Below are 22,566 nucleotides of genomic sequence, written 5' to 3' on the forward strand. Positions count from 1 at the left end.
CAGCTCCGATCACAAATCAAGCACCAGCCGTTCGGGATCCTCCAGGCTATCCTTGACGCGGACCAGGAAGGTCACGGCTTCCTTGCCGTCGACGATACGGTGATCGTAGCTCAGCGCCAAGTACATCATCGGCCGGATCACGATCTGGCCGCCGACCACGACCGGCCGGTCCTGGATCTTGTGCATGCCCAAAATGCCGGACTGCGGCGCATTGAGGATCGGCGTCGACATCAGTGAGCCGTAAACGCCGCCATTGGAGATGGTGAACGTACCACCCTGCATGTCGGCGACCGACAGCTTGCCGTCCCGCGCGGCAATGCCCAGCCGGCCGATATCCTTTTCGATCTCGGCAATCGACATTTGGTCGGCATTGCGCACCACTGGCACGACGAGACCCTTTTCGGTGCCGACGGCAACGCCGATATGGGCATAGTTCTTGAAGATGATGTCGGTGCCGTCGATCTCGGCATTGACCGAGGGGATTTCCTTCAATGCGTGCGTAACCGCTTTGGTGAAGAAGCCCATGAAGCCGAGCTTCACGCCGTGCTTCTTCTCGAAGATGTCCTTGTACTTGGTCCTGAGCGCCATCACCGCCGACATGTCGACCTCGTTGAAGGTGGTCAGCATGGCGGCGGTCGACTGCGCTTCCTTGAGCCGGCGCGCAATGGTCTGGCGCAGCTTGGTCATGCGCACGCGCTCCTCGCGCGACGCATCGTCGCCCGAGGACGGCGCACGCACGGCGACCGGAGCCGGTGCGGCCTTCGGAATTTCGGCCGGCTGCGACGGCGCGCCCTTGGAAATCGCGTCGAGCACGTCGCCCTTCAGCACCTGGCCGCGCTTGCCCGAGCCAGAAACCTGGTCGACCGACAGATTGTTCTCGGCGATCAGCTTTGCGGCAGCTGGCGCCGGCGGCATTGTGCGCGGCTCGACCGGCCCGGCATCGCCGGCTATCTTGGCGGTCTCGGCCGCGGCCTGCTTGGTCGTATGTGCCGCGTCGGGGCTCGACGCCTGCGACACAGCTTGCGGCTTGGTCTCCTGCTTGGACGCCGGGGCGGCCGTGGCGACGCCTGCCGAGATCGAACCCAGCAACGCGCCGACGCCGACGGTCTCGCCTTCCTTGGCGGTGATCTCGCCCAGCGTGCCGGCGGCGGCGGCAGGCACCTCCACCGTCACCTTGTCGGTTTCGAGCTCGACCAGCGGCTCGTCGACGGCAATGGCATCGCCGACCTTCTTGAACCACTTGCCGATGGTCGCCTCGGTGACGGATTCGCCGAGAGTGGGAACGCGGATTTCGGTAGCCATTGTGCCTGTTCCGTTTCTTCTCTGTCTGTTCTATTCGCCGGGTTTGTTCTATTCGCCGAGCGCGTCTTCGAGCAGGGCGGCGAGCTGTGCCAGATGCTTCGACATCAGCCCGGTCGCCGGCGACGCCGCCGCCGGCCTGCCGGTGTAGCGCACCCGCTGATGCTTGGCGTCGATATGCGCCAGCACCCATTCCAGATAAGGGTCGATGAACGACCATGCGCCCATGTTCTTGGGTTCTTCCTGGCACCACACCATCTCCGCATTGCGGAAACGCGACAGTTCGGTGATCAGCGCCTTGGCCGGGAACGGATAGAGCTGTTCGACGCGCAGCAGGTAGATGTCGTTGATGCCGCGCTTCTCGCGCTCCTCGTAGAGGTCATAATAGACCTTGCCCGAGCAAAGCACGACGCGGCGGATCTTGGAATCCTTGGTGAGCTTGATCGCCTGGTTCTGCAACAGCTGGGCATCGTCCCACAACAGCCGGTGGAACGAGCTTTCGCCCGAAATCTCCGGCAGCGTCGACACTGCCCGCTTGTGGCGCAGCAGCGACTTCGGCGTCATCAGGATCAGCGGCTTGCGGAAGTCGCGCTTCAGCTGCCGGCGCAATATGTGGAAGTAGTTGGCCGGCGTGGTGCAGTTGGCGACTTGCATATTGTCTTCGGCGCAAAGCTGCAGAAAGCGCTCGAGCCGGGCCGAAGAATGCTCCGGACCCTGGCCTTCATAGCCATGCGGCAGCAGGCAGACCAGGCCTGACATTCTGAGCCACTTGCGCTCGCCCGACGAGATGAACTGGTCGAACACCACCTGGGCGCCGTTGGCGAAATCGCCGAACTGCGCTTCCCAGAGCGTCAGCGCCTTCGGCTCGGCCAGGCTGTAGCCATATTCGAAGCCAAGCACCGCCTCTTCCGACAGCATCGAGTTGATGACTTCGTAGCCGGCCTGTGCCGCCGACAGATTGTTGAGCGGGATGTAGCGGGTCTCGTCCTTCTGGTCGTAGAGCACGGAATGGCGCTGCGAGAAGGTGCCGCGTTCTGAATCCTGGCCGGAGAGCCGGATCGGATTGCCGTCGAGCAGGATGGCGCCGAAGGCCAGCGCCTCGGCCGTCGACCAGTCGATGCCTTCGCCGGAGTCGATCGCCTGGCGGCGGTTTTCGAGGAAGCGGATGATGGTCTTGTGCGCCTCGAAACCTTTCGGCACCTCGGTCAGTTTCTTGCCGATGTCCTTCAGCACCTTGACCGGCACGGCGGTCTTGCCGCGGCGCTGTTCGTCCTGGTTGTCGGCGGTGCGCAGACCAGACCAGGCGCCGTCCAGCCAGTCGGCCTTGTTGGGCTTGTAGTGCTGGCCGACTTCCCATTCGGACTCCAGATGGGCGCGCCAGTCGGCCTTCATCTTGTCGAGTTCGGCCTGGCTGATATGGCCCTCGGCGATCAGCCGCTCGCCATAGATCTGCACCGTCGTCTTGTGGTTGCGGATGTTGGCGTACATGATCGGCTGGGTGAAAGCCGGCTCGTCACCCTCATTGTGGCCGAAGCGGCGATAGCAGAACATGTCCACCACCACCGGCTTGTGGAACTTCATGCGAAATTCGATCGCCACCTTCGTGGCATGCACCACCGCTTCCGGGTCGTCGCCATTGACGTGGAAGATCGGCGCCTCGATCATCTTGGCGACGTCGGACGGATAGGGCGACGAGCGCGAGAAGCGCGGATTGGTGGTGAAGCCGATCTGGTTGTTGATGATGAAATGCAGCGTGCCGGCGACGCGGTGGCCGCGCAGGCCCGACAGGCCGAGGATTTCGGCGATTACGCCCTGGCCAGCAAAGGCGGCGTCGCCATGCAGAAGCAGCGGCAGCACCTTGGCGCGCTCTTCCAGCGGCACGATCTCCTCGCGGCTGCGGCCGAACAGATAGTCCTGCTTGGCGCGCGCCTTGCCCATCACAACCGGATCGACGATTTCCAGATGCGAAGGATTGGCGGTCAGCGACAGATGCACCTTGTTGCCGTCGAATTCGCGGTCCGACGAGGCGCCGAGATGGTACTTGACGTCGCCCGAGCCCTCGACCTCGTCAGGAGCGGCCGAGCCGCCCTTGAATTCGTGGAAGATGGCGCGATGCGGTTTGGCCATCACCTGGGACAGCACGTTCAGCCGGCCGCGATGCGCCATGCCGAGCACGATCTCCTTCATGCCGAGCTGGCCGCCGCGCTTGATGATCTGCTCCAGCGCCGGGATCAGGCCTTCGCTGCCATCGAGGCCGAAGCGCTTGGTACCCTTGTACTTGACATCGATGAACTGCTCGAAGCCTTCGGCCTCGACCAGCTTCTGCAGGATCGCCTTTTTTCCCGTAGCGGTGAAGGAAATCTCCTTGTCGGCACCCTCGATGCGCGCCTGGATCCAGGCCTTCTCTTCGGGATCGGAAATGTGCATGAACTCGACACCGAGCGTCGAGCAATAGGTGCGGGTCAGGATCTCCAGCATCTGCCGGATGGTGCCGAATTCGAGGCCGAGCACATTGTCGAGGAAGATCGGCCGGTCGTAGTCGGCTGCGGTAAAACCGTAATTTTCCGGCGACAGCTCGTTATAGTCCTCAAGCGGCTTGGCGATGCCGAGCGGGTCGAGATTGGCATGCAGATGGCCGCGCATGCGGAAGGCGCGGATCATCATGATGGCGCGCACCGAATCGCGCGTCGCCTGATGCACGTCGGCATCCGACAGCACGACGCCATTGGTGACCGCCTTGTCCTTGACCTTCTTTTCCAGATGCTTCTCGACGATGCCCCAATTGCCGTCGAGCGCCGACACCAGTTCGCCATTGGCCTGCAGCGGCCAGGAGGGCTTTGCCCAGGAAGCGCCCTTGGCGTTCTTGCGCACATCGCCGGCGTCGTCCTTCAGCCCGGCGAAAAAATCCTGCCATTCGGGGTTTACCGACTCCGGATCGTCCTCATAGGACGCGTACAGCGCGTCGATATAGTCGGCATTGCCGCCATAGAGGAAAGAGGTGAGCGAAAATTGGTCGTTGGCCTGATCTTGTCTTGCCATTTTTGTCCGCGGAGCCTGGCTCCGTCTCCTTTTCAAAAGCGAATAGTGAGTAGCGAATAGCGAGTAGGGATTTTTCCCGGGTCGCGCCGTTACTCTCTTTTCCCTATTCGCTATTCACTACTCGCTACTCACTTGGCCTTGATCGCCTCGACCAGCGTCGTGCCCAGACGCGCCGGCGATGGCGATACTTTAATGCCGGCCGATTCCATCGCCGCGATCTTGTCTTCCGCGCCGCCCTTGCCGCCGGAGATGACCGCGCCCGCATGGCCCATGGTGCGGCCGGCCGGCGCGGTGCGCCCGGCGATGAAGCCCGCCATCGGTTTCCTGCGGCCGCGCTTGGCCTCGTCCTTGAGGAACTGCGCGGCGTCTTCCTCGGCCGAACCGCCGATCTCACCGATCATGATGATCGACTTGGTCTCGTCGTCGGCGAGGAACATTTCGAGCATGTCGATGAATTCGGTGCCTTTGACGGGGTCGCCGCCGATGCCGACGGCAGTGGTCTGGCCGAGGCCGACATTGGTGGTCTGGAACACTGCCTCATAGGTAAGCGTTCCCGAGCGCGAAACAACGCCGACCGAGCCCTTGCGGAAGATGTTGCCGGGCATGATACCGATCTTGCATTCGTCGGGGGTGAGCACGCCGGGGCAGTTCGGGCCGATCAGCCGCGAGGTCGAGCGGTCGAGCCGCGCCTTGACCCTGACCATGTCCATCACCGGAATGCCTTCGGTGATGCAGACGATCAGCGGGATCTCGGCTTCGATGGCTTCGAGGATGGCTTCGGCGGCGCCCGCCGGCGGCACATAGACCACCGAGGCATTGGCGCCGGTCTTTTCCTTGCCCTCGGCAACGGAAGCGAAGATCGGCAGGTTTTCGCCCTTGGCGCCGGTCCAGGTCTCGCCACCCTTCTTGGGATGGATACCGCCCACCATCCTGGTGCCGTGATAGGCCAGCGCCTGTTCGGTGTGGAACGTGCCGGTCTTGCCGGTCAGGCCCTGCACCAGCACCTTGGTGTTCTTGTCGATGAGAATGGACATCGGAGCCCTTTTCTAAAAACCGTTGATCGAGGAAGGCGAGACGCGCCGGTAGACGCCGCTCACCATGTCTTGCCAGCTGTCGCTGCCGGCAGGTTTGAAATGCAATCGCATGCGGTAGGTATCGGCATTGTCGAAAATATATGTGACCCGCGCGGAACCGCGCGGCGACGACCGATCAAGAGTGAGCTCGCTGCCGTTCCATGCGCCTGTGGCCGGCGAGGCCGGCACAAAGCCCATGGAATCGAACTGGTGCATGGTGACGAGGCTGTTTTGCTGATCGAAGCCGAACACTGAGTGCGAGCCGAACGAGACCGTGCCGTCGCGGCGCTGGCGATAGCGCTGCACCACGAACAGGCCGCCGAACTGTGCCTCCGCCAGCACTTCCGACGCCGCCGGTCCGCCATCGGCCCACTGCGTTTCCGCCACCTCTTCCTCGCCGCGCCAAGCGCCGACCAGTGCCTGCAGGCGCTGGTGATCGGCCGAGAGCGAGGAGAACGCGTTCATGGGTCAGAGCCGCTTCAAATCGGAGACGGTAAGGTCGCTCTTGGCGTTGCCGGTGTTGAGCGTCGTCGCCGGCTCGAACATCAGCACCACCGGCTCGGCGGTCAGCGACCGCGGTCGGTGCTCGACGCCCTTCGGCACGACAATGAAATCGCCCTCGCCGAGCTCGACCGGGCCGTCGCGAAAATCGATGGCGATCTTGCCCCGCAGCACGAGAAAAGCCTCGTCCTCATGCTCGTGCGCATGCCAGTCGAAGGTCTCGCCGAACTTGGCGACCTTGGCCTGGCTGTCATTGACGTCGCCGGCAATATGCGGATCGAAGACCTTGGTGATCGTTCGATCCGCCGCCTCGACGAGGTTTATCTTGCGCGGAGGCATTCGCCTTCAGCCCTTCACCGCCGCCACGATCTTCTTGGCTGCGTCGTCGAGATCGTCCGCCGACACCACGTTGAGGCCGCTGTCGTTGATGATCTTCTTGCCGAGTTCGGCGTTTGTGCCTTCGAGGCGCACCACCAGCGGCACTTCCAGGCCGACTTCCTTGACCGCGGCAATGACGCCCTCGGCAATGATGTCGCACTTCATGATGCCGCCGAAGATGTTGATCAAAATGCCTTTGACCGCCGGGTCCCTGGTGATGATCTTGAACGCTGCCGTCACTTTTTCCTTGGACGCACCGCCGCCGACATCGAGGAAGTTGGCGGGTTCCGCGCCATAGAGCTTGATGATGTCCATCGTCGCCATGGCAAGGCCGGCGCCATTGACCATGCAGCCGATATTGCCGTCGAGCGCGACATAGGCGAGGTCGTATTTCGACGCCTCGATCTCCTTCTCGTCCTCTTCGGTGGTGTCGCGCAGTTCCATCAGCTCGGGATGGCGAAACAGCGCATTGTTGTCGAACGACACCTTGGCGTCGAGCACGCGCAGCCTGCCGTTCTTCATCACGATCAGCGGGTTGACCTCGAGCAGGCTCATGTCCTTCTCGACAAAGGCCTTGTAGAGGATCGGGAACAGCGTGCCGGCATCCTTGGCGGCATCGCCGGTGAGGCCCAGCGCTTCCACCAATATGTCGACGTCGATGGTCGTCACGCCGGCCAGCGGGTCGATGGCGCGGGTGATGATCTTTTCCGGCGTGTCGTGGGCGACGCCTTCAATGTCCATGCCGCCCTCGGTCGAGACGACGAAAGCGATGCGGCCGACCGAGCGGTCGACCAGGATGGACAGATAAAGCTCGCGATCGATGTCGGCGCCGTCCTCGATATAAAGGCGGTTGACCTGCTTGCCGGCCGGGCCGGTCTGCTTGGTGACCAGCGTGTGGCCGAGCATCTCATTGGCGTTGGCGACGACGTCGGCCACCGACTTCGCCAGCCGCACGCCCCCCTTGGCGTCGGGCGACAGTTCCTTGAACTTGCCCTTGCCGCGGCCGCCGGCATGGATCTGGCTCTTCACCACATAGAGCGGACCGGGCAGCGCTTGTGCCGCGGCTTCCGCCTCGCTTGCCTTGAACACCGGCACGCCCTCGGCCACCGGCGCGCCAAAGCTCTTCAGCAGCGCCTTGCCCTGATATTCATGGATGTTCATCTGGATGGTCTCCGGATCGGCTGCTTGGGGGGATCACTTCGAGGCGAGGTGCGGGGCGATCTTGACGCAGGCCTCGGTCAGGCCCTGCACCGTCGCCACCGAGGCGTCGAACATCTTCTGCTCGGCCTTGTTGAGGTCGATCTCGATAATGCGCTCGACGCCGCCGGCGCCGATCACAACGGGAACGCCGACATAGGTGCCCTTGACGCCATACTGGCCCGAGAGATGCGCCGCGCAAGGCAGCACGCGCTTCTTGTCCTTGAGGTAGGATTCGGCCATCGAGATGGCCGAGGCTGCCGGCGCGTAGAAGGCCGAGCCGGTCTTGAGCAGACCGACGATCTCGGCGCCGCCGTCGCGGGTGCGCTGGACGATCTGGTCGAGCTTTTCCTTCGAGGTCCAGCCCATCTTGATGAGATCGGGCAACGGAATGCCTGACACAGTGGAGTAGCGGATCATCGGCACCATGGAATCGCCGTGGCCGCCGAGCACGAAGGCGGTAACGTCCTCGACCGAGACCTTGAACTCCTCGGCCAGGAAATAGCGGAAGCGCGCGCTGTCGAGCACGCCGGCCATGCCGACGACATGGGTCTTGGGCAGGCCGGAAAACTTCTGCAGCGCCCAGACCATGGCGTCGAGCGGGTTGGTGATGCAGATGACGAAGGCCTTGGGTGCATATTTCTTCAGCCCGGCGCCGACCTGTTCCATGACCTTGAGGTTGATGCCCAGCAGATCGTCGCGGCTCATGCCTGGCTTGCGCGGCACGCCCGCGGTGACGATGCAAACGTCGGCGCCCTCGATGCCGGCATAATCATTGACGCCGGTCAGCCGGGAATCAAAACCGTCGACCGGCGACGACTGCGCGATATCGAGCCCCTTGCCTTGCGGGATGCCCTCGGCAATATCGAACAGCACCACGTCGCCGAGGTCCTTGAGGCCGATCATGTGAGCGAGCGTGCCGCCGATCATGCCGGAGCCGATGAGCGCTATCTTGTTGCGTGCCATGTGAGGAAATTTTCCCTTTGTCTGTGACGACGCCCAAAATCCCTGGCGATCTGTTGACGGCGTCGAGGAAGAGGCCGGAATGCTATGGTCTCAGCTAGATTTCGCCGCATCCAGTAGCCCCGGTGGAAAATATATTCAATCGATTATTTTCGAGTGAATGATTTCAATCGGTTAGAAACATTGGTACTTACGTAAACGTCAAAGTTTGTAGGCCAGCTTGGGAGATTTTACCCAATGAGCGTGGAAATCAGAAGACTATATCCAGGCGATGACGCCCTTGTGAAGCGCATCGCCGAAGACGTGTTCGATGAACCGGTACGGGCCGACAGACTGTCCGCCTACCTCGCCTCCTCAGGTCATATGATGATTGTGGCACTGGCCGATGGCGTCGTCGTCGGCCAGTGTGCTGCCGTCATCCACCGCCACCTGGACAAGGTCAGCGAACTCTACATCGACGAGGTCGGCGTCTCACCCGCCTACCAGCGCCATGGCATCGCGCGAAAGATGCTCGACGCCATGTTCGCGCTCGGCCGCGAGCAGGGATGCGGCGAAGCCTGGGTCGGCACCGAACCGGACAATGTCCCAGCGCGCGCGCTTTATGAATCGCGGGAGGTGCATGGGCCGGCGGAGTCGTTTGTGATGTATGTGTACGAGCTTTAGGCGTCGGCGGGACAGCGCCCCCCTCTGCCTTGCCAGGCATCTCCCCCACGAGGGGGGAGATCGGACGTCACGCGACCTTTCGCCAATCTCCAATGGCCGCAGGAATGAGCGGAGCGCCGAAACCGCCAATCTCCCCCCGTGTGGGGGAGATGTCCGGCAGGACAGAGGGGGGCGCGAAGGATCACTACATAATGACCTCTTGGAACCCTCAGACCTGCGCTTCCGCGTTGTCCTTCTGCCGTTCCGCCCAGTCCTCCAGCCAGTCGCGGCTTTGCATCTCGATCAGCCGCGAGGCGGTGCGTTCGAATTCGAACACCTCGACGCCGCGCCTGGCCGTGTAAAGCTCAGGCGGGGGAGCCTCTGCGCTCACCACCAGCCGCGTGTGATGATCGTAGAGCGTGTCGATCAACAGGATGAACCGCTTGGCCTCGTTGCGCTTGCCTTCGCCCAGCACCGGCACGTGATCGATGAAGACGGTCGAGAAGCGGCCGGCAATGGCCAGGAAATCGCGTGCGCCGAGCGGCTTTTCGCAGAGGTCGGCGAAGGAAAACCGCGCTGCATCCCCGGCGGCAGCCGGTATCCTCACTTGCCGCCCCTTGAGCGTCAGCGAGGTCTCGGCCGTCAGCGCTCCACGCGTCATCGCCTGCCAGGCCTCGTCGAGCACACGGTCGGCTTCGGCATCCGCCGGGGTGACATAAACCGGCGTGCGGGCGAGCTTTTCCAGCCTGTAGTCCTTGTCGGCATCAAGCGTCAGCACATGGGCGTGGCGCTCGAGAATGCTGATGAAGGGCAGGAAAAGCTGGCGGTTCAGCCCGTCGCGATAAAGGTCCTGCGGCGCGACATTCGAGGTGGCGACCAGAACCACGCCATTGGCGAACAGCGCCGAAAACAGCCGCGACAGGACCATCGCATCGGCAATGTCGGTGACCGAAAACTCATCGAAGCACAGCACCCAGGCCTGTTCGGCAAGCTGAAGCGCGACCGGCGGGATCGGGTCGTCCTCCTTGACGTCGCCGTTCTTGCGCGCCTGCCGGTGCTTCTGGATGCGGTCCTGCACATCGGCCATGAAGTCGTTGAAATGAACGCGGCGCTTGCGCCTGACCGGCAACAGCTCGAAGAACATATCCATCAGCATGGTCTTGCCGCGACCGACGCCGCCATGAATGTAGAGGCCCTTGACGACCTCGCGCGTCTCGCGCTTGCGGGCAAACAGCCAGCCGAGCGCGCTCGACTTGTGCGCCAGCCGCTTGACCGAGATCTCGTCGGTCAGCCGGTCGAGCGCGGCGGCGATGCGCTCCTGCGCAGGATCGCGCTCGATGGCGCCGGTTGCGACCAGATGGTCGTAGCGCTGCCTGACGGTCGCATGGGTCTGGAGGCCGTCACGCAGATGCATCGGTCACGTCGCTTACTTTGAGCGGATTGCTCCAGGAAAGATCAGGGTGTGTTGAGGTTCAGGTCAGGCCGAGCCGAGAATGGTGGCTCCTGAGAACCGGAGCGGAGCGTACTTAAGTACGCACCGGAAGCGCAGGAAGCCGCCGTTCGCAGGCCGGCCTCACCTGAATATCAGCATACCCTGCCTACCTTGTAAGCGATATCGGCAAGCCGTTGGTAGTCTGGCCGTCGAATTTCGAACCGCCCGAGGAATAGAGCCGCGCCAGCGTGCCGCCATTCTCGTCATAGAGCGTCAGCTGCTTGCCGGCGACGTTCCACGATTTGATGCCGTCGATGGGCGGCGGGCAATGCAGCGGCCCGGCGCGGAAGCCGGCGCCGAATTTGGTCTGCGGCGTCGCCACCTTGCAGCTCTGTCCGGACACGCTGGCGTTCCAGACGCCGGCAACGCTCGCAGCGGTAAGGTCGGAGGCTCCGGCCGGCGCCGATCCGTCCGGCGGCAGCGAGGCGACCTGCGCGCCTGCCGGCGCGGTCGGGAATTGCGATGGGTCGGTGGTGCCCGGCGCTGCCGGGGGCGGCAGTTGGCTTCCGCTCACCGTGCCGGCGGGCGCGGGCTGCAGCGGGGCGGGCTGCTGGTCATCCATCGATGAAAAACGCGAGGTCGAACAGCCGCTCGCAACGAGCGCTGCCAGCGATACGGCCATCAGCCCGCTTCTCGAAAAAATCATTCCAACCTCCGTCGGATCCGGCTGGGGGGAAGCCGTCCGCACAATCTCACCCCTCACCAAGATGGAGAAGGTGGCGAAATTTCAACCCGATATGGTTAAAATAGGGTTTGCACCACGAATTGTTGTAAATTTGTCGCAAAATGGCTGGCGGACAAAAGGCATGTCTTCGCTCTAGCGCGGTTCCAACCGGTACATTGGTTGCGAAAGCGGCACCGGAGCCCGCAGCAGGTCGGCGCATCGGCGGTCGAGCGCAACTGCCGGCGCAAAACTGACTGAAGCGCTTGAGGCGCAAGGCCTGGCGCGTGAGCGGTTTCGCGCCTTCCGTCCGGGCGAGCTTTGGGACGTTCCCGAGATCGAGCGCGGCTGAAGTCTGCATTTGGCCGTTTACGGCACTGCCGTTTTAGCCGATGGTCTATCGCAACAGGGGGAACAGATGAAATCAATCTTGGCAGTTTTGATCGCGCTGGTAATTTCGACGCCGGCCGCTTTCGCGGGCGAAATCTCCGATCGCGCCGCTGAAGCCGAAAAGGCACTGCAGGCGGGTGATGGCGCCGGCGCGCTGGACAAATTCCGCAGCGCCGAGGACGCTCTGTGGCAAGCGATGCCGCTTGGCGTGCAAAATGTGAAGCATATCCTGTCGGCCAGCGGGTTCGGCGCCTACGCCGAGCGCCCGAACCATGTCTACAAGCCGGGCGAAGAGATTGTGCTTTATATGGAGCCGGTCGGTTACGGCTACGGCTCGGATGGGCTCGGCAACAACCAGATCGCGCTTTACGTTGACCTTACCGTGCTTTCCCAGTCGGGCGAGAAGCTGGGAACCGTCGAAAAGCTTGGCCGGGTCCAGCTCGCCTCGCGCTCGCATAACCGAGAGATGTTCTTCAAATTAAACGTCTCCCTGGATGGCGTTCCCCCCGGCAAATACCGAGCGGATTTCCTCATGCATGACGAGAACTCGCAAAAGACGGCGCCTTTCACGACCGACTTCGAGATTGCCGAATAGCGCGCCCAGTCGGAGAGAGCCTCGCGGCAAGAGGGAACCAGAGCGCGGCAGATGCGTTCTTAGGCCGCTGCAGTCAATTTGCGAGGCATTGTCCATGATCAAATGGATCATCATTCTTCTCATCGTTGCTGCCGCCGCCAGCCTGCTCGGCATGCCGGCGCTGGCCGGTGCCGCCGCCACCGGCGCGCGCGTGCTGATCGGCATCGTTCTCGTCATCTTCCTGCTGATCGTGCTCGGCGTTTTCGCGGTAACCTAAACGCAGCCCACACTGGTAATTCCCGCCCGTTTCCGCCATATAGCGGCGAAACGTACAGGAATTACCTCAGATCATGGCAGGCACTGCCCCCTTCGCCAAGATGAACGGCATCGGCAACGAAATCATCGTCGCCGACATGCGTGGCCGTGCCGATAGGGTCACGGCGGCGTCGGCTGTCGCGCTGAACGCCGATGCGGCGACCAGGTTCGACCAGATCATGGCGATCCACGATTCGCGCACGCCGGGCACCGCCTTTTACATCGACATCTTGAATTCCGACGGCTCGGGCGCGCAGGCCTGCGGCAACGGCATGCGCTGTGTCGTCCAGGCGCTGGCCGCCGAAACCGGCCAGAAGACTTTCACCTTTGAGACCCGCGCCGGCATCCTCAACGCCGTCGAACATGCCGACGGCACCATCTCGGTCGACATGGGCACGCCGCGCTTCGGCTGGCAGGATATCCCGCTGGCTGAGGAATTCCGCGACACCCGCATGATCGAGTTGCAGATCGGCCCCATCGACGCGCCGGTGCTGCATTCGCCTTCGGCTCTCTCGATGGGCAACCCGCACGCCATCTTCTGGGTCGAAAACGATGTCTGGTCCTACGAACTCGAGCGTTTCGGCCCGCTGCTCGAAAACCATCCGATCTTCCCCGAGCGCGCCAACATCACTATCGCCCAGGTAACGTCGCCGGAGACGATGATCATCCGCACCTGGGAACGCGGCGCCGGCCTGACCAAGGCCTGCGGCTCGGCCGCTTGCGCTTCCGTCGTCGCCGCTGCCCGCACCCGGCGCACCGGCCGCAGCGTTACGCTGATGACGCCCGGCGGCGGCTCGCTGCATGTGGAATGGCGCGACGACGACCACGTCATCCTGACCGGTGCCGCTGAATGGGAATTTTCCGGCAGTTTCGATCCGTCGACCGGCACCTGGGCCCGCGACACCGAAAGCGCGGCCTGATGTCTGCACTTGCCGATACCAAGGGCCTCAACTCCCAAGGCATAGACGTCGTCACCTTCGGCTGCCGTCTCAACACCTATGAATCCGAGGTGATGCGGCGCGAGGCCGAAAGTGCCGGCCTCGGCGCGCTCAAAGGCGGGGCTATCATCTTCAACACCTGCGCCGTCACTTCGGAAGCGGTGCGCCAGGCCAGGCAGTCGATCCGCAAAGCCCGCCGCGAAAACCCGGCGGCGCGCATCATCGTCACCGGCTGCGCCGCGCAGACCGAACCGCAGAATTTTGCCGCCATGGACGAGGTCGACCTCGTGCTCGGCAATGAGGAGAAGCTGAAGGCGAACTCCTATCGCGCGCTGCCGGATTTCGGCGTCAACGACACCGAAAAGGCGCGCGTCAACGACATTTTCTCGGTGCGCGAGACCGCCGGCCACATGGTCGACGCCATTGAGGGCCGGGCGCGTGCTTTCGTCCAGGTGCAGAACGGCTGCGACCATCGCTGCACCTTCTGCATCATCCCCTATGGCCGCGGCAACTCACGCTCGGTGCCGATGGGCGCGGTTGTCGAGCAGGTCAAGCGTCTGGCCGGCAACGGCTACGCCGAGATCGTGCTGACCGGCGTCGACATGACCAGCTTCGGCGCCGACCTGCCGGGCGCGCCGAAGCTGGGAAAGCTGGTGAAGACCATCCTGAAGCAGGTGCCTGATGTGAGGCGGCTGCGGCTGTCCTCAATCGATTCGATCGAGGCGGATGATGATCTGCTCGACGCCATCGCCACCGAACCCAGGCTGATGCCGCATCTGCATCTGTCGCTGCAATCAGGTGACGACATGATCCTGAAGCGCATGAAGCGCAGGCATTTGCGTGACCAGTCGATCCGCTTCTGCGAGGATGTGCGCAAGCTGCGCCCCGAAATCGTCTTCGGCGCCGACATCATCGCCGGCTTCCCGACCGAGACCGAGGAAATGTTCGAGAATTCGACAAATATTGTCGAGGAATGTGGGCTGACGCACCTGCATGTCTTCCCGTTTTCGCCGCGCGAAGGCACGCCCGCCGCGCGCATGCCGCAGGTCCGCCGCGAATTGGTCAAGCAGCGCGCGGCCCAGCTGCGCGCCGCTGGTGAGGCTGCGTATCGCCGCCATCTGTCATCCCTCCCGGGAACGCGCCAAACGATCCTTATCGAGCGCGACGGCCTCGGCCGCACCGAAGGGTTCACGCTTGCCGCGCTCGGCACAGGCGCGCCGGGCGAGATCGTCGAGGCAGACATCACCGGCCATGACGGCGCGCGCCTGATAGCAGCCCCGCTCACTGCCCGCGCCCCCTGAGACGATTGAAGCATGGCCGGTTTTTTCAAGAACATATTTTCGTTCGGCAAGAAGGAAGTCGTCGAGGAGCGCATCGACGAAACCGCTCCCCTGCCGCCGATCAAATGGGATGCGCTTGAGGCGCTGAAGCCGGCGGCCGAGCAGGTCGTTCCGGAGTTCTTGAAGCGCGAGGAGCCCGAGCCGCCGACGCCCCACCCTCCCCTCGATGGGGAGGGTCGCCACGAAGTGGCGGGGAGGGGTGAGAGCGCCGACGCCGGCGCCACTCNCACCCCCACCCCCAAGCTTCGCTTGGGACCTCCCCCATCGAGGGGGAGGTAAAGCCTGCGCCGCAGTCGGCGCCAGAAGAACCGAAGCCCAAACCCGCGCCGACCATCCCGCCCGCGCCGGAACCGGTCGTCCCATCCGAGCCGGAACCGTTGCCGGAGCCCGCGCCGGTAGAAGAACCGCAGCCTGAGCCGGAGATACCCGAGCCGCCTGCACCGGAAGAAGTTCCTGCGCCGCCAGCGGTTCCGGAGCCGGCTCCCGAGCCGCAGCCCCAAGAAGTGCCGCCGGCGCCGGCCGAGCCGGAGATCGAACCATCGCGTCCGGAACCGCAGCTGGAGCCCGCTCCCGTCGAAGCGCCGACGCCTGCCGAGACTCCAGCAGAACCGGCCGCCCCGATCGAAGTGCCGCAACCGTCCGCGCCTCCCGCACAGCCTACCTCAGAGGTCAGCGCCGCCCCTCATCCGCCTGCCGGCACCTTCTCCCCGTATAGCCACGGGGAGAAGGACGAGGCGCCCCACCCTCCCCTCGGTGGGGAGGGTCGACGCGAAGCGGCGGGGTGGGGTGATGGCGCCGACGCCAGCGCAAATCACCCCCACCCCCAAGCTTCGCTTGGGACCTCCCCCATCAAGGGGGAGGTAAACCGCACGTCGGTTGAAGCTGTACCCGCGCCGGTCGAAGCCAAGACCATCGTTGCCGAGCTAGCGCCCGCGCCGGCCCCGCAACCTTCGCCACAGTCAAAACCAGCTCCCGGCAAAGTCACCGTCACCAAAAAGGTCGAGCAGAAAGCCGAGCCGCAAAAGGCGCCCGAACCGGCGCCGCGACGCTCCTGGTTCCAGCGCATGCGCGACGGGCTTGCCCGCTCCTCGAAAGAACTCACCGGCAACATTGCCGGCGTCTTCACCAAGCGAAAGCTCGACGAAGAGACGCTACAGGACCTCGAAGACGTGCTGATCCGCGCCGATCTCGGCATGGAAACAGCCTTGCGCGTCACCGATGCGCTCGCCGCCAGCCGCTATGGCAAGGATGTCTCCGACGCGGATGTCCGCACCATCATGGCGGCCGAGGTGGAGAAGGTGCTGGCCCATGTCGCCATGCCGCTGGAGCTCGACCTCTCGCACAAGCCCCATGTCATTCTGGTGGTCGGCGTCAACGGCACCGGCAAGACCACGACCATCGGCAAGCTCGCCGCCAAACTGACCGATGGTGGCCTGTCGGTGATGCTGGCCGCCGGCGATACCTTTCGCGCTGCAGCCATCGAGCAGCTGAAGATCTGGGGCGAGAGGACGAAGTCTCCGGTCATCGCCTCGAAGATCGGCGCGGATGCTGCCGGCCTCGCCTACGACGCTTTCGAACGCGCCAAGGAGGCCGGCTCCGACGTACTGATCATCGACACCGCCGGCCGGCTGCAAAACAAGACCGAACTGATGGCGGAGCTGGAAAAGATCGTGCGCGTGCTGGGCAAGCTCGATCCGGAAGCGCCGCATACCGTGCTGCAGACGGTCGACGCCACCACCGGCCAGAATGCGCTCAATCAGGTCGAGATCTTCCGCAATGTCGCCGGCGTCAACGGCCTGGTGATGACCAAGCTGGACGGCACGGCGCGCGGCGGTATTCTGGTCGCGATCGCGGCAAAGCACAAACTGCCGGTCTACTTCATCGGCGTCGGCGAACAGGTCGACGACCTCGAACCATTCTCGGCCGGCGAATTCGCCAGGGCGATCGCCGGCGTAGCGTAACAGGCAATGATCCCGAAGAGCTGACGGCTTTTTGGACAAGATCATGCGTCAGAAGGAAGTCATGAACCCACCCATCCTCGAACGCGACCCGTCCGACCCGCGAAAGAAGAAAGAAAGCGTCAATCCGCTGCTCAAGCTGGTGCTGGAACTCGGGCCGCTGATGGTGTTCTTCTTCGCCAATGCACGCGGCGCCTGGCTGGTGCAGAAATTTCCTGTCCTGGCCGAATTCGGCGGGCCGATCTTCGTCGCCACCGGCCTTTTCATGGCGGCGACGGCGATCGCGCTGATCGCCTCCTGGCTGCTGCTGCGCACCTTGCCGATCATGCCGATGGTCTCGGGCGTCGTCGTCTTCATCTTCGGCGCGCTGACGCTCTATCTGCAGGACGACGTGTTCATCAAGATGAAGCCGACCATCGTCAACACCCTGTTCGGCGGCGTGCTGCTCGGCGGTCTGTATTTCGGCCGATCGCTGCTCGGCTATGTCTTCGATTCGGCCTTTCGCCTCGATGCCGAAGGCTGGCGCAAGCTGACTTTCCGCTGGGGCCTGTTCTTCCTGTTCCTGGCTCTTGCCAATGAAGTGGTGTGGCGGAATTTTTCCACCGACTTCTGGGTTACCTTCAAGGTCTGGGGCATCATGCCGATCACCCTGTTGTTCACCTTCAGCCAGATGCCGCTGATCCTGCACCATTCGATCGAGGATAAGGCCGAGAAGGTGGAAGAAGCCGGCAAGTAGAGCAATTCCAGGAAAAGTGTGAAGCCGTCCGGAATTGCGTCAGAATAAACGGAGACGGCCATGGAATTCGTCACCACGCGCGATGAACTGAGGACGATCTACAAGACCCCGCGGCCGACCGACACCTCGATGCGCAAGGAACTCAGGGCGCTCGACGGCCACTGCCGCTCTTTCATCGGCAAGAGCCCTTTCGTGCTGATCGGTTCTTCCGACGGCGCCGGCAATGCCGACGTGACGCCGAAAGGCGACAGACCGGGCTTTGCCCTTGTCCTCGACGACAGGACCATCGCCATTCCCGACCGGCCCGGCAACAACCGGCTGGACACGCTGGAAAACATCCTGCTCAACCCTTCGGTCGGGCTGCTTTTTCTCATCCCCGGCATGAACGAGACGCTGCGCATCAATGGCGACGCCCGCATAACCGTCGATGCCGGTTTGCGCGAGCGCCTCACCGTCGACGGCAAGCAACCGCAAAGCGTCGTCGTGGTGAGCGTCAAGGCCGCTTACATGCACTGCGCCAAGGCCTTCATGCGCTCCGAATTGTGGAAGCCGGACAGCTGGCACGACCGCGCGACGTTGCCGACGCTCGGTCAGATCCTGTCCGATCAGATGGCGCATGCCGAAACTGCCGACGATTTCGACCGCTCGCTGGACGAAGCCTACAGCAAGACCCTGTGGTAGATTTCGGGTACGATTCGCCATTGCGGTCCTTTGCCGGTTTTCCCTAGCCCTGTTTCCCCGTGATCGAACTCCTCGCCATCTCCGGCAGCCTGCGCGCCGCCTCGACCAATTCGGCGCTGCTGGCGGCGCTGTCCGCGAACGCGCCTTCGGATTGCCGCGTAACTGTCTATGACGGGCTCGGCCTGCTGCCGATCTTCAACCCGGATGACGAAGGCGAGCGCACACCGGCCGAGGCCATGCGGCTGATCGAGGCCGTCACCAGCGCCGATGGCATCATCGTCTCCTGCCCCGAATATGCCCATGGCGTGCCCGGCGGCATGAAAAACGCTCTCGACTGGCTGGTCTCGCGCGACGCCGCAGTCGGCAAGCCCGCCATGCTGGCCCACGCCTCCGCGCGCTCGCTCTATGCCCGCGCCGCGCTGGCCGAGATCATGCGCACCATGTCGTTCGCGCTTTGTGAGAATGCGGTTCTGGAGATTGCCTTGCTCGGCAAGAAACCGCCGGAGATAGAAGCGATCCTGGGAGAGGACGAGAACCTGCGGGCCATGCGCGAAGCGGTGCAGGTTTTCGCGAGTTTTATACGCGCAAACGTTGCCTCGTCATCCTAGGGCGGAGCAAGGAGCGAAGCGACGCGGCGCAGACCCTAGGATGACGAACGAAAGGGTGCGGCGCACCCCAACGTGCCGCTGTGCTACCCCTTCCGCAACGTCTCGACATCGGTCACACCGACATACCAGTCGCGCGCGTTGACCTCTTCGAACACCACCCAGACGTCGTCATTGCTAAGCCCGGTGGCGTCCATGATCGCCGCCGTGACCTTTTTGGCAATGTCGGCCTTCTTGCCAGCGGGATCAGCGGCGATCACTTCCTTGACGATGCGGATGTTGACGAATGGCATGACGTCCTCCCCTTGAATTGTGTCTGATACCGCCGCCGCTGGGCGGCTTCGAAATCCGCTCCGGCGAACCGCTTGGCGGTGGTTCCGCGGCCGCAGCGCTACAGGCGCCGCCGGCAGGCGCAGAAACGCCATCAAGGGCCGCCAGAGAAGCGTTTCCAGCAGCCTCAATACGTCTTCGCCCCGTTCACCATCAGCCGCACCATGTAGAGCGACGTGGTGCCGGCGATGTAGAGGCAGTTCAGCTTGTTGCCGCCGAACACGCAATTGGCGGTCACTTCCGGCACCTTGACCTTGCCGATCAGCGTGCCGTCGGGATCGTAGCAATGGATGCCGTCGGCGGCACTGGTCCAGATGCGGCCGGCCTCGTCGAGCCGGAAGCCGTCGAATAGACCGGCCGTGCAGTCAGCGAACACCTTCCCGCCCGAGACCTTCTTGCCGTGCTTGCCGACGTTGAAGACCCGCATATGCGCGGGGTTCTGCGCGCCATGGGTGCGGCCGGTGTCGACGACATAGAGCTGGCTTTCATCCAGTGAAAAGGCAAGCCCGTTCGGCCGGACCATGTCGGTGATGACGGCCTCGACCTCGCCCGTATCCGGATCGACCCGGTAGACATTGCAAGCGCCGATCTCGCTTTCGGCCTTGTCGCCCTCATAGTCGGTGTCGATGCCGTAGCTCGGATCGGTGAACCAGATCGAGCCGTCGGATTTCACGACCGCGTCATTGGGCGAATTCAGCCGCTTGCCTTTCCATTCGGCCGCGATGGTGGTGACGGAACCGTCATGCTCGGTGCGGCTGACGCGGCGGCCGGAATGCTCGCACGTCACCAGTCGGCCCTGGCGGTCGACGGTGTTGCCGTTGGAATTGCCGGAGGGCTGACGGAAGACGCTGACATTGCCGTCGGTCTCGTCATAGCGCAGCATGCGGTTGTTGGGGATGTCGGACCAGACGACATAGCGGCCGGCGGCGAACCAGGCCGGCCCTTCCGCCCACTGACATCCGGTAAACAGCTTTTCCACCTGGGCGTTGCCGTTGAACAGCCGCGCGAAACGCGGATCCAGAATTTCGTAATAGTCTGCGGTCGCCATGCATTTCCTCCGGGCATCACGTGACGCGCGGATCAAGCCAGCCTGCGGGCGCGATGGCAAGGTGGCGCAGGCGCAATTTGTAAGACAAAAGGTGCCCGGCCGGCATGGCCCGCCAGCCTGTCCGGCCGTTTATGGTGCTGGAGCGCTGTATTAACCCGCTATGCGCCCTGTGCAATGGTGCATTGCAACATCTTCTTTTTGCATCGCACCATTCCTATGTCATGGTGCGAACGACCAAGGGAGGAACAAATTCACCGCTGATATGCGGCACGAAAGGACCCTTGCTATGGCTTTTGACAACCTCTTCTCCCGCGCGCGCACCTCGATGGCCAAGCGCCGCCACTATAACCGCCTCGTCGCGGAAATCGAAAACCTGACGAGCCGCGATCTGGCCGACCTGCGCGCCGACCGCTCGGAAATGCTCTACCAGGTCCACAGGCAGATCTACGGCTGAGCATTTCAGACCTCAGCGGGGCACCGCCCCCTCACCCGATTGCCAAACCGAATTGCATGAGCAATTCGGGCAATCCGACCTCTCCCCCCGGGGAGAGGAGCTAGCCTGTGCCGATGCTTCCCTCTTCTCCCCCACGGGGAGGAGGGGGCGCGTAGCGGCCCGATGAGGGGGGCATGGCGCCAACGTCAGCTCGGTGCCGCGAGCGCCTTTTCAATCTGCGGCAACAGAACATCCCTCGCCGACTCCCCTGTCAGCGGCCCGACATGCTTGTAGGCAATCTTGCCGTCCTTGCCGATGACGAAGGTTTCCGGCACGCCGTAGACGCCCCAGTCGATGGCCGTGCGGCCGGCCTCGTCGACACCTATCGCCTGGAACGGATTGCCGAGATCACCAAGGAACCGGCGCGCGTTTTGCGCTTGGTCCTTGTAGTTTAGCGCGGCCATGACGAAGCGCTTGTCCTGCGACAGCTGCAAGAGCACCGGATGCTCTTCCCGGCACGGCGCGCACCACGATGCAAAGACGTTGACCAGCGTTACCTTGCCGGCGAAGGCTTTCGAATCCAGCCCGGGCAGGTTTGACCCTTCCAGCGCCGGCAGGTTGGTCTGCGGCGCCGGCAGGCCGATCAGCGCCGACGGCACTGCCGCCTCATCGCGTCCCGACAAAAGCTGCGACAGGAACAATCCGGCGAGGCCGAGAAAAACCAGCAGCGGCAACAGCACGATCAGGCGGCGGCGCGGCGACGCCGTCGTTTCGCTTTCCGTGCTCATGGCTTGCTGGCCCCAGTGCTGGCCCCAGTACCGGCTTTGTCCGAGCGACGCCGCACGCCGGCCGCTTCGAGGTCTGCCAGTTCGCGCTTGCGGGTCCGCTGGTCGAGCAGGATCCAGCCGATCAGCCCGGCCAGCACGATCACCGTGATGCCATAGGCGGCCGCGACATAGAGTGCGTGTGCACTCATGCGCTTCGCTCCCCTTCCACCGTCACTTCGTCGTGCTCGATCATGGCCTTCCCATGGCTTTGCGGCTTTCTTAGCTTTGCGGCTGGGGCTTCGCAATTGATCGTCGCGCCGCAGCGGTCATATCAATCCGTTCCATGCCGCAGCGCCAGTGCTGCCGCCACCGGACCCAGCACGGCAAGAAACAGCGTCAGCGCGGCAAGAATGAGGAAGGGCTGCAGGAACGGATCAGGATCGGCCACCGCGCCGTAGCTCGCCGACACCCCGAAGATCAGCACCGGGATGGTCAGCGGCAGCACCAGCACCGAGATCAGGAGCCCGCCACGCGGCAGCGCCACCGCCACCGCCGCCCCGACCGCGCCGATGAAAGTGATCGCCGGCGTGCCGACCAGCAGCGTGAGCGCCGTGGCGCCGATGCTGAGCGGCTCCATGTTCATGAACAGGCTCAGCAGAGGTGCCGCAACCACCAGCGGCAGAACGCTGCCCGCCCAATGCGCCAGGCACTTCACCAGCACCGTCAACGCCAGCATGTGGCGGTCATTGCCCAGCACCAGAAGATCGAGCGACCCGTCTTCGCGATCGGCCTGAAACAGCCGGTCGAGGCCGAGCAGGCAGGCGAGCAGAGCGCCGATCCAAAGGATCGCCGGACCGATGCGGGCGAGCAGCTTCAGGTCCGGTCCGACACCGAAGGGGATGGTGGCGATGACGGCGAGGAAGAAGATGACGCCGGTGAGCGCTCCGCCGCCGGCGCGGACGGAGAGGCGGATGTCGCGCAGGAAGAGGGCTAGCATTGCCAAGCCGCGCCTGCGGTTTGATCGCCATCTTGCCGAAGGTGGCGTTCCTTCACACCCCCCTCTGTCCTCCCGGACATCTCCCCCGCAAGGGGGGAGATTGACAGCTCCACTGCTGACGCCTCTTTTTCAATGCCGGTGATTGGCGAAAGCCGGCATGACATCTGATCTCCCCCCCTGCGGGGGAGATGCCCGGCAGGGCAGAGGGG

At 63.5% G+C, this 22,566-nt stretch carries 24 protein-coding genes; 10 read left to right on the forward strand and 14 right to left on the reverse strand.

The window, feature by feature from the left end:
- Positions 1-9: 9 nt before the first annotated feature.
- From odhB to mdh, 7 genes are all read right to left on the reverse strand, one after another.
- A complete protein-coding gene (gene odhB / locus X750_RS152300; protein WP_023683869.1) occupies positions 10-1,302 on the reverse strand; it encodes a 2-oxoglutarate dehydrogenase complex dihydrolipoyllysine-residue succinyltransferase in 1,293 nt (430 codons plus the stop codon).
- Between the two features lie 48 nt (positions 1,303-1,350).
- Positions 1,351-4,338 (reverse strand): 2-oxoglutarate dehydrogenase E1 component, encoded by a 2,988-nt coding sequence (locus tag X750_RS152295; protein WP_023706737.1) that lies wholly within the window; start codon positions 4,336-4,338, stop codon positions 1,351-1,353.
- A gap of 128 nt (positions 4,339-4,466) precedes the next feature.
- A complete protein-coding gene (sucD, locus tag X750_RS152290; protein ID WP_023745419.1) occupies positions 4,467-5,372 on the reverse strand; it encodes a succinate--CoA ligase subunit alpha in 906 nt (301 codons plus the stop codon).
- Positions 5,373-5,384: 12 nt separating this feature from the next.
- Complete coding sequence (locus X750_RS152285) at positions 5,385-5,876, reverse strand: DUF1579 family protein (protein ID WP_023747383.1); 492 nt, start codon at positions 5,874-5,876, stop codon at positions 5,385-5,387.
- A 3-nt stretch (positions 5,877-5,879) separates the two neighbouring features.
- The gene (locus tag X750_RS152280) at positions 5,880-6,251 is read right to left on the reverse strand and encodes a cupin domain-containing protein (RefSeq protein WP_023706740.1); all 372 of its coding nucleotides are present in this window, start codon (positions 6,249-6,251) and stop codon (positions 5,880-5,882) included.
- A gap of 6 nt (positions 6,252-6,257) precedes the next feature.
- The gene (gene sucC / locus X750_RS152275) at positions 6,258-7,451 is read right to left on the reverse strand and encodes an ADP-forming succinate--CoA ligase subunit beta (RefSeq protein ID WP_023706741.1); all 1,194 of its coding nucleotides are present in this window, start codon (positions 7,449-7,451) and stop codon (positions 6,258-6,260) included.
- Between the two features lie 33 nt (positions 7,452-7,484).
- A complete protein-coding gene (mdh, locus tag X750_RS152270) occupies positions 7,485-8,453 on the reverse strand; it encodes a malate dehydrogenase (protein ID WP_023670541.1) in 969 nt (322 codons plus the stop codon).
- 234 nt (positions 8,454-8,687) lie between these two features.
- Between mdh and X750_RS152265 the strand changes: the two genes are divergently transcribed.
- Positions 8,688-9,113, forward strand: coding sequence for a GNAT family N-acetyltransferase (locus X750_RS152265; protein WP_023708755.1), 426 nt, complete (start codon positions 8,688-8,690; stop codon positions 9,111-9,113).
- Between the two features lie 208 nt (positions 9,114-9,321).
- Here X750_RS152265 and zapE read toward each other — a convergent pair whose 3' ends face one another.
- The gene (gene zapE / locus X750_RS152260) at positions 9,322-10,506 is read right to left on the reverse strand and encodes a cell division protein ZapE (protein WP_023699243.1); all 1,185 of its coding nucleotides are present in this window, start codon (positions 10,504-10,506) and stop codon (positions 9,322-9,324) included.
- Between the two features lie 184 nt (positions 10,507-10,690).
- Positions 10,691-11,230, reverse strand: coding sequence for a protease inhibitor Inh/omp19 family protein (locus X750_RS152255; RefSeq protein ID WP_023687689.1), 540 nt, complete (start codon positions 11,228-11,230; stop codon positions 10,691-10,693).
- A 433-nt stretch (positions 11,231-11,663) separates the two neighbouring features.
- Between X750_RS152255 and X750_RS152250 the strand changes: the two genes are divergently transcribed.
- The 8 genes from X750_RS152250 to X750_RS152215 all read left to right on the forward strand — a co-directional run bounded on the left by X750_RS152250 (position 11,664) and on the right by X750_RS152215 (position 18,785).
- Positions 11,664-12,230 carry a hypothetical protein gene (locus tag X750_RS152250; protein ID WP_023671747.1) on the forward strand — a complete coding sequence of 189 codons (567 nt, stop codon included), beginning with the start codon at positions 11,664-11,666 and terminating at the stop codon, positions 12,228-12,230.
- A gap of 94 nt (positions 12,231-12,324) precedes the next feature.
- Positions 12,325-12,486 (forward strand): DUF1328 family protein, encoded by a 162-nt coding sequence (locus X750_RS1000000164360; protein WP_023683859.1) that lies wholly within the window; start codon positions 12,325-12,327, stop codon positions 12,484-12,486.
- Positions 12,487-12,559: 73 nt separating this feature from the next.
- Entirely contained in the window at positions 12,560-13,444 is an 885-nt protein-coding gene (gene dapF / locus X750_RS152240) for a diaminopimelate epimerase (protein WP_023706744.1), read from the forward strand.
- Positions 13,444-14,763, forward strand: coding sequence for a tRNA (N(6)-L-threonylcarbamoyladenosine(37)-C(2))-methylthiotransferase MtaB (gene mtaB / locus X750_RS152235; RefSeq protein WP_023706745.1), 1,320 nt, complete (start codon positions 13,444-13,446; stop codon positions 14,761-14,763). The genes dapF and mtaB overlap by 1 nt, the downstream gene beginning before the upstream one ends.
- A gap of 1,103 nt (positions 14,764-15,866) precedes the next feature.
- Entirely contained in the window at positions 15,867-16,763 is an 897-nt protein-coding gene (gene ftsY / locus X750_RS1000000167530; RefSeq protein ID WP_023752719.1) for a signal recognition particle-docking protein FtsY, read from the forward strand.
- Positions 16,764-16,824: 61 nt separating this feature from the next.
- On the forward strand, positions 16,825-17,496 hold the full coding sequence (locus X750_RS152225; protein WP_023687683.1) for a septation protein A: 672 nt from the start codon (positions 16,825-16,827) through the stop codon (positions 17,494-17,496).
- Between the two features lie 60 nt (positions 17,497-17,556).
- Positions 17,557-18,177: a pyridoxamine 5'-phosphate oxidase family protein gene (locus tag X750_RS152220; RefSeq protein ID WP_023683854.1), complete on the forward strand. Its 621-nt coding sequence runs from the start codon at positions 17,557-17,559 to the stop codon at positions 18,175-18,177.
- Positions 18,178-18,236: 59 nt separating this feature from the next.
- Positions 18,237-18,785: an NADPH-dependent FMN reductase gene (locus X750_RS152215; protein ID WP_023683853.1), complete on the forward strand. Its 549-nt coding sequence runs from the start codon at positions 18,237-18,239 to the stop codon at positions 18,783-18,785.
- Between the two features lie 83 nt (positions 18,786-18,868).
- On the opposite strand, the gene X750_RS152210 is transcribed toward X750_RS152215, so the two are convergent.
- Both X750_RS152210 and X750_RS152205 read right to left on the reverse strand, forming a co-directional pair.
- Positions 18,869-19,075 (reverse strand): 4-oxalocrotonate tautomerase family protein, encoded by a 207-nt coding sequence (locus tag X750_RS152210; RefSeq protein ID WP_023683852.1) that lies wholly within the window; start codon positions 19,073-19,075, stop codon positions 18,869-18,871.
- Between the two features lie 164 nt (positions 19,076-19,239).
- Positions 19,240-20,160: an SMP-30/gluconolactonase/LRE family protein gene (locus X750_RS152205; protein WP_023671738.1), complete on the reverse strand. Its 921-nt coding sequence runs from the start codon at positions 20,158-20,160 to the stop codon at positions 19,240-19,242.
- 286 nt (positions 20,161-20,446) lie between these two features.
- Between X750_RS152205 and X750_RS1000000166365 the strand changes: the two genes are divergently transcribed.
- The gene (locus X750_RS1000000166365) at positions 20,447-20,614 is read left to right on the forward strand and encodes a hypothetical protein (RefSeq protein ID WP_023671737.1); all 168 of its coding nucleotides are present in this window, start codon (positions 20,447-20,449) and stop codon (positions 20,612-20,614) included.
- A 185-nt stretch (positions 20,615-20,799) separates the two neighbouring features.
- Here X750_RS1000000166365 and X750_RS152200 read toward each other — a convergent pair whose 3' ends face one another.
- The 3 genes from X750_RS152200 to ccmB all read right to left on the reverse strand — a co-directional run bounded on the left by X750_RS152200 (position 20,800) and on the right by ccmB (position 22,357).
- On the reverse strand, positions 20,800-21,381 hold the full coding sequence (locus tag X750_RS152200) for a DsbE family thiol:disulfide interchange protein (RefSeq protein ID WP_023671736.1): 582 nt from the start codon (positions 21,379-21,381) through the stop codon (positions 20,800-20,802).
- Positions 21,378-21,569 (reverse strand): heme exporter protein CcmD, encoded by a 192-nt coding sequence (gene ccmD / locus X750_RS152195; protein ID WP_023671735.1) that lies wholly within the window; start codon positions 21,567-21,569, stop codon positions 21,378-21,380. The genes X750_RS152200 and ccmD overlap by 4 nt, the downstream gene beginning before the upstream one ends.
- A gap of 122 nt (positions 21,570-21,691) precedes the next feature.
- The gene (ccmB, locus tag X750_RS152190) at positions 21,692-22,357 is read right to left on the reverse strand and encodes a heme exporter protein CcmB (RefSeq protein WP_023687678.1); all 666 of its coding nucleotides are present in this window, start codon (positions 22,355-22,357) and stop codon (positions 21,692-21,694) included.
- Positions 22,358-22,566: the final 209 nt, after the last annotated feature.

Source organism: Mesorhizobium sp. LNJC391B00 (genome assembly GCF_000502535.1).
In the GTDB taxonomy this organism is placed as follows: domain Bacteria; phylum Pseudomonadota; class Alphaproteobacteria; order Rhizobiales; family Rhizobiaceae; genus Mesorhizobium.